Below are 6,328 nucleotides of genomic sequence, written 5' to 3' on the forward strand. Positions count from 1 at the left end.
CGCGCTAGGCGGTGACGCGGTTGATGAACTGGATGGTGTCGCGCGCGACCTCGTCGCGGTTGGTCTCGTTGAAGACCTCGTGCCTGGCGCCGCGGTAGATCCGGGTGGTGAGGTCCTGTGGCGCGAGGGTCTCGATGCCCGCGGTCGACTCGACGAGCGGAACGAGCTCGTCGTCCTGGCCGTGCAGCCACAGGGTCGGCAGATCCCCGAGTCCCGGGCCGGAGTTCACCACGTGCAGGGTGCCGGCGATCGCCCGGAGCGTCTGCTGCTTGAACGGCCCGTGGTAGACCATCGGATCCGCCTCGTAGGACGCCGCCACCGCCGGGTCGCGGGACAGCGTGCTGGTGTCGAGCGGCTCGTCCGGCAGTTCGGTGAGGGCGAGGAGGTCGGTGCTGGTCTTCCAACTTCCGACGACGGGTGCGGAGAGCACCAGACCTGCGAGCTCATCGGCATGACGCTGGGCGTACCGCGCCGCGACCAGCCCCCCGAGCGAGTGCCCGACCAGGACGGTCGGAAGTCCGGGGTACGCCGATTCCACCCGCTCGATCACGGTGTGCAGGTCGTCGACGAGGTGCTCGAAGTCGGTGACCAGCGCGCGCTCACCGTCGCTGCGACCGTGGCCGAGATGGTCCGGGCCACAGACGACGCCGTGATCAGAGGTGAGGGTCTCGGCGAGGTATTCGTAGCGGCCGATGTGCTCGCCGTAGCCGTGCGCCACGGCCACGATCCGACGCGGCTCCTCGGCCGGCCAGACCCGGTGGACGACGTTGCCCTCGGTGCCGTCGAAGTGTTCGTACGTCGGCCCGCCCACCGCCACCTCCGGCCTGTGATCAACAATTTTGCGCGGACCACCATTGCACATCCGGCACGTTTGTGGCCGCGCCGATCGCAGAAACTTGGCGCGCGGCGGCGGGCTGCCCGGCGGCTAGACCGACGTGCCCGCGACCTTCGGAGCCGAGCCGTCGGAGGCGCCGCGGTCGCCGATCTGTTCGCGCGCCAGCACGTCCTCGATCTGGAACAGGTCGTCGCCGGCCCGCTCGGTGATGGTGAGCATCGTCGACATCGCCGCCACCTCCTCGACCTGCTCCTTGAGGAACCAGAGGACGAACTGCTCGCCGACGAAGTCGCCGTCGTCCCGGGCCGCTTTGAAGAGAGCCTCGATCTGCAGCGTGACCCGCTTCTCCTGGTCCAGTGCCAACTGGATCAGCTCACGCACCTCGCTGAAGTCGTTGCGGACCTCTCCAACGCCGGGGATAGGCACCTCGATGTGCCGGTCGAGCATGTACTGCACGATCATCATCGCGTGGTTGCGCTCCTCGAGGGCCTGCCGGTAGAAGTGCGCGGCCAGGCGTTGCAGGTCGTGCGCATCGAACCAAACCGCCAGCGCGATGTACTGCTGGTGCGCCGTGAACTCCTCCCGCACCTGCGCGCGCAGGAGGGTCACGAACGGTGAGTCGGCTGCTGTCTCGTCGGTCGTCGACATGCCGCCGAGCCTAACCGCCGGAGTTCGGGCGCAGGGATCCCGCCGTAATCCGGCTGGCGCTGACTGCTCACGTCAGCAGGCCGGTCGCGCCCTGGATCGCCAGACTGCCGACCGCGACGGTCGCCCAGAGTGCCGCGCCGAGAAGGAGTGGCCGGACGCCCATGGTGCGCATCGACCCGAACCGCGCCGAGAGGCCGATCCCGGCCAACGCCACGGTGATCAGGAAGGTCGCGAGAGCGGCGAGTAGCGAATGCCAACCGTGCGGCACCAGACCCATCGTGTTGGCCGCCGCGGCGAGCAGGAAGTAGACGATGAACCAGGGAAAGACCTTCAGCCACGGCATGCTCGTCGCCACCGAGGTACCGGTGCCGTGGCGGCGGCGGCGCAGTTGCTGGGCCGCCAGGCCGAGGCAGACCGGGACGATCATCAAGCTGCGGGTCAGCTTGATCACCACTCCGTAGGCACCGGCGGCAGTCCCGTAGGTGTACGCGGCGGCCACCACCGACGAGGTGTCGTTGATGGCGGTTCCGGCCCACAGCCCGAAGGCATGCTGGGACAGGCCCAACAGGTGCCCGAGCGCCGGAAACAGCAGGACCGCCGCGACGTTGAACGCGAAGATCGTGGAGATCGCATAGGCGACGTCGACCTCGATCGCGCCGACCACCGCCGTCACCGCCGCGATCGCCGAGGCACCGCAGACACCGGTGCCGACGCCGATGAGCATCCGCAGGTTGCCGTCGACGTGCAGCAGCCGACCGAACACCACGGTGGCGCCGCCGGCGAGAGCCAGTGTGCCCAGCATGACCGGCAGCGACGAGACACCGGTGTGCACGACCTCGACCAGCGACAGCCCCGTGCCGAGTACGACGATGGACGCCTGCAGGACGTGCTTGCCGGTGAACCCGATCCCGGGCCGGAGGGTGGTTCCGGGGCGCAGCACGGCGGCGGCGACCATCCCGAGCACGACGCCGAAGACCGGGCTACCGATGATTGGCTCGACCCGGCCGAGGATCGTCGCGACGACCGCGATCGCCAGGCTGAGGCCGATCCCCGGCAGCAGGGCGGCGACCCGCCGGGCTGCGGCGTCGACCGGCTGCGAGTCGCTCGCCGCGTCCCGCGGATGCGGGGCCTCCGGGTGTGGGTGCACCGCAGTGGGCATCGGTCCTCCTCGTCTCGCTTCCCGTCCTTCAGCGTCGGCGAGCTCGGCCCGATCGGGTAGTCACACTTTGCGTATGGCGTCCTAACATTCACTTATGCCTCTACCGGCGGGAACGCCCGAGCTCGGCGCGTTGGATCTGCTCATCTCGGTGGCCGAGACGGGAAGCCTTGGCCAGGCCGCGCGGGCGCACGGGATCAGCCAGCCCGCGGTGAGCATGCGGCTGCGTTCGTTGGAACGGCGGCTGGGCCTGACCCTGCTGGAGCGGTCGACCACCGGATCGCGGCTGACGCCGGACGGGGTCGCGGTGGTGGACTGGGCCCGGCCGGTGGCGGAGGCGGTGCAGGGCCTGCTCGCGGGCGCCGCCGCGCTCCGCAGCGAGCGGGCGGGTCGGTTGCGGATCGCCGCCTCGATGACCGTGGCCGAGTATCTGGTCCCCGGTTGGCTGGTCGGCCTGCACGCGATGCTGCCGTCAGTGGCGGTCGCCTTGCAGGTCGGCAATTCCGCCCAGGTCGCCGATCTGGTGATCAACCGGCAGGTCGAACTCGGCTTCGTTGAGGGTTCCCGGGCGCCGCGGGGCCTGCGGTCCCGGACGGTCGGAGCGGACGAGTTGGTGGTCGTGGTGGCGCCCGGTCACAAATGGGCCCGCCGCCGACGGCCGGTGACGGTGTCCGAGCTGGCGGAAACTCCCTTGGTGCTTCGCGAGGAGGGGTCGGGCACGCGGGAGGTCCTCGAGCGGCTGCTGAACCGACCGCACACCGCGCCGGCCCTGGAGCTGGCATCGACGACGGCGATCAAGGCGGCGGTCGCCGCGGGCGAGGCGCCGGCCGTGCTGAGCCGGCTCGCGGTGGCCGCAGAGCTCGCCGATCGTCGGCTGGTCACCGTCCCCGTCGCCGGAATCGCGTTACGTCGGAGCTTCCGTGCCATCTGGCCGTCCGCCGCCACTCTCACCGATCCGGCACGGTCGCTCCTGCAGATCGTGGGCCGATCGTCGTCAGGAAGTTGAGCGCGAGGCGGGGTGCTCGAGGCGGGCCTTCCAGATTTCTTCGGCCGGCCAGCGCTGCCCCCAGTCGCGCTCGACGTAGTCGATATCCACTGGCCCTCCCTCTTGTGCGTAGACCTCGATCAGGTCCTCCACCAAGAATCCCGACCGGCGCAACAGCCGCATCAGTGGGCCGTGCGGCAGGCAGAAACAGACCTGACCGTCGCCCTCGTCGATGCGGAACAACCCGCGCTGATCCTTGCGGAGGGTCGTCCCGGCGGGATCCTCGCGCCCGAGACACAGGGTCAGCAGGACCGAGAAGCTGCTGAAGACGAGCTCCCCGCCGGGTCTGAGCAGTCGGGCAGTCTCCGGGATCCAGCGGTACGGGTCGCACCACATGGATGCGCCGTACTCGCTCACCGCCACGTCGAAGCTGGCATCCGGAAACGGAGTCTGCTCGGCGTTGCCGTGCACGAGCGGGAACGTGAGGTCGAACTCCGCCTGCATGGCGCGGGCGGTCGCCAGTTGCTGCGCGGAGTTGTCGATCCCGATCGGCCGGGCGCCGGCCCGGGCCGACCACGCGGACACGTACGCCGTACCGCAGCCCAGCTCGATCAGGTCCTTGCCGGCAAGGTCTGCCGGCAGGAACGGCACGTCGGTCTGCGGTACCGCCCAGGTTCCCCAGTGCGGCTCGGATGCCCACTGCTGCCTCGCGCGGGCGCCGTACCACGGGCTAAAAACGGTGTCCCACACCTCGCGGTTGGTGAGTACATGCTCCGGCAGGTCTTCGGTGTCCTGACCATCCATGTCGTCACCAAACCGCGCTGTGGGCCGTGGCGCAACGACCCCCAGCCAGGTGGCTGGTCTTGACTGAGTCCAGGAAAGCGGACCAGACTAGGCAGCGTGCCGGCGGTGGCGGAGTACGAGGACATGTTGCGTCGCGCCGATCTGCGCGTGACGCGTCCTCGGCTGGCGGTGCTGGCCGCGGTGCACGGTCATCCGCACGCCGACACCGATGCGATCAGCGGTGCCGTGCGGGCGGATTTCGGGGGGGTGTCCCGGCAGGCGGTGTACGACGTACTGCGCGCACTGACCGACGCGGGACTCGTGCGACGTATCGTGCCGGCCGGCTCGGTGGCGCGCTACGAGGCGCGCGTCGGCGACAACCACCACCACGTCGTGTGCCGATCGTGCGGTGACATCGCCGACGTCGACTGCGCCGTCGGCAATACGCCGTGCTTGACCGCATCCGACGACCAGGGCTTCGCGATCGACGAGGCCGAGGTCGTCTACTGGGGCCGATGTCCTGAGTGTGACGCGGCAGCCGCGGGCTGACGCAAACGAACGATCCGGAGCAGCGAGATAGGAGAGAGACCGGCGTGTCTGAGAGCGAGAACCCAGTAATCCCTTCCCCGACGCCCAAGGAAACCGCCCCGAGGACCAACCGGGACTGGTGGCCGAATCAGCCCAACCTGCAGGTCCTGCGCCAGTCCTCGTCCGGGTCCAACCCGATGGGCGAGGACTTCGACTACGCGAAGGAGTTCGCGTCCCTCGACGTCGACGCGTTGAAGCAAGACGTCTTCGCGGTGATGACGACCTCGCAGGACTGGTGGCCCGCCGACTACGGCCACTACGGGCCGCTGTTCATCCGGATGAGCTGGCACGCCGCCGGCACGTACCGCATCTCGGACGGTCGCGGCGGCGGCGGCCAGGGCGCGCAGCGGTTCGCCCCGCTGAACAGCTGGCCGGACAACGCGAGCCTGGACAAGGCGCGCCGACTGCTGTGGCCGGTCAAGCAGAAGTACGGCAGGAAGATCTCCTGGGCCGACCTGATCATCTTCGCGGGCAACTGCGCGCTGGAGTCGATGGGCTTCGCGACCTTCGGCTTCGGCTTCGGGCGGGAGGACATCTGGGAGCCCGATGAGATCTTCTGGGGCCCCGAGGACACCTGGCTCGGCGACGAGCGCTACAGCGGCGACCGGGAGTTGGCCGAACCGTTCGGCGCCGTGCAGATGGGCTTGATCTACGTGAACCCGGAGGGTCCCAACGGCACGCCGGATCCGCTGGCCGCCGCGAGGGACATTCGCGAGACGTTCCGGCGTATGGCCATGAACGACGAAGAGACGTTTGCGCTGATCGCCGGCGGCCACACGTTCGGAAAGACTCACGGCGCGGCCGGTGCCGACTACGTCGGCCCCGAGCCCGAGGGCGCCCCGATCGAGCAGCAGGGCCTCGGCTGGAAGAACTCGTTCGGCACCGGCACGGGCGCCGACGCCATCACCAGTGGGCTCGAAGTCGTGTGGACCCCCACGCCCACCACGTGGGACAACACCTTCCTGGAGACCCTGTTCAACTACGAGTGGGAGCTGGTCAAGAGCCCCGCCGGCGCGTGGCAGTTCCAGGCGAAGGACGGCGCCGGGGCGGGCACGATCCCCGGACCTCAGGACGCCTCGGACACCCGCGCACCGACGATGCTGACGACCGACATCGCGCTGCGGGTCGACCCGATCTACGAGCGGATCGCCCGCCGCTTCCTGGAGCACCCGGAGGAGTTTGCGGAGGCGTTCGCGAAGGCGTGGTACAAGCTGTTGCACCGCGACATGGGGCCGGTTTCGCGCTACCTGGGCCCGTGGGTGGCGGAGCCGCAGCTGTGGCAGGACCCGGTCGCGGCGGTCGATCACGAGCTGGTCGGCAGTGCGGACGTCGC

Annotated in this window: 7 protein-coding genes; 3 read left to right on the forward strand and 4 right to left on the reverse strand. The window is 69.5% G+C overall.

Features of this window, described 5'->3' with window-relative positions:
* Positions 1-4 precede the first annotated feature (4 nt).
* The 3 genes from VGH85_23250 to VGH85_23260 all read right to left on the reverse strand — a co-directional run bounded on the left by VGH85_23250 (position 5) and on the right by VGH85_23260 (position 2,642).
* Positions 5-811 (reverse strand): alpha/beta hydrolase, encoded by an 807-nt coding sequence (locus tag VGH85_23250; GenBank protein HEY2176738.1) that lies wholly within the window; start codon positions 809-811, stop codon positions 5-7.
* Between the two features lie 114 nt (positions 812-925).
* Positions 926-1,483, reverse strand: a complete 558-nt coding sequence (locus VGH85_23255; protein HEY2176739.1) for a ferritin — start codon at positions 1,481-1,483, stop codon at positions 926-928.
* Positions 1,484-1,550: 67 nt separating this feature from the next.
* A complete protein-coding gene (locus VGH85_23260) occupies positions 1,551-2,642 on the reverse strand; it encodes a putative sulfate exporter family transporter (GenBank protein HEY2176740.1) in 1,092 nt (363 codons plus the stop codon).
* A 94-nt stretch (positions 2,643-2,736) separates the two neighbouring features.
* On the opposite strand from VGH85_23260, the gene VGH85_23265 reads away from it, so the two are divergent.
* Positions 2,737-3,645, forward strand: a complete 909-nt coding sequence (locus tag VGH85_23265; protein HEY2176741.1) for a LysR family transcriptional regulator — start codon at positions 2,737-2,739, stop codon at positions 3,643-3,645.
* On the opposite strand, the gene VGH85_23270 is transcribed toward VGH85_23265, so the two are convergent.
* Positions 3,634-4,428: a class I SAM-dependent methyltransferase gene (locus VGH85_23270; GenBank protein ID HEY2176742.1), complete on the reverse strand. Its 795-nt coding sequence runs from the start codon at positions 4,426-4,428 to the stop codon at positions 3,634-3,636. The two genes, VGH85_23265 and VGH85_23270, sit on opposite strands and share 12 nt — an antisense overlap.
* Positions 4,429-4,524: 96 nt before the next feature.
* Here VGH85_23270 and VGH85_23275 point away from each other — a divergent pair, with 96 nt between their 5' ends.
* Together VGH85_23275 and VGH85_23280 are read left to right on the forward strand one after the other, a co-directional pair.
* Positions 4,525-4,956, forward strand: a complete 432-nt coding sequence (locus VGH85_23275; GenBank protein HEY2176743.1) for a Fur family transcriptional regulator — start codon at positions 4,525-4,527, stop codon at positions 4,954-4,956.
* Between the two features lie 44 nt (positions 4,957-5,000).
* Positions 5,001-6,328, forward strand: a 1,328-nt coding sequence (locus VGH85_23280; protein ID HEY2176744.1) for a peroxidase family protein, incomplete at its 3' end; no start/stop codon positions are given.

It is taken from the genome of Mycobacteriales bacterium (assembly GCA_036497565.1).
Taxonomy (GTDB): domain Bacteria; phylum Actinomycetota; class Actinomycetes; order Mycobacteriales; family QHCD01; genus DASXJE01.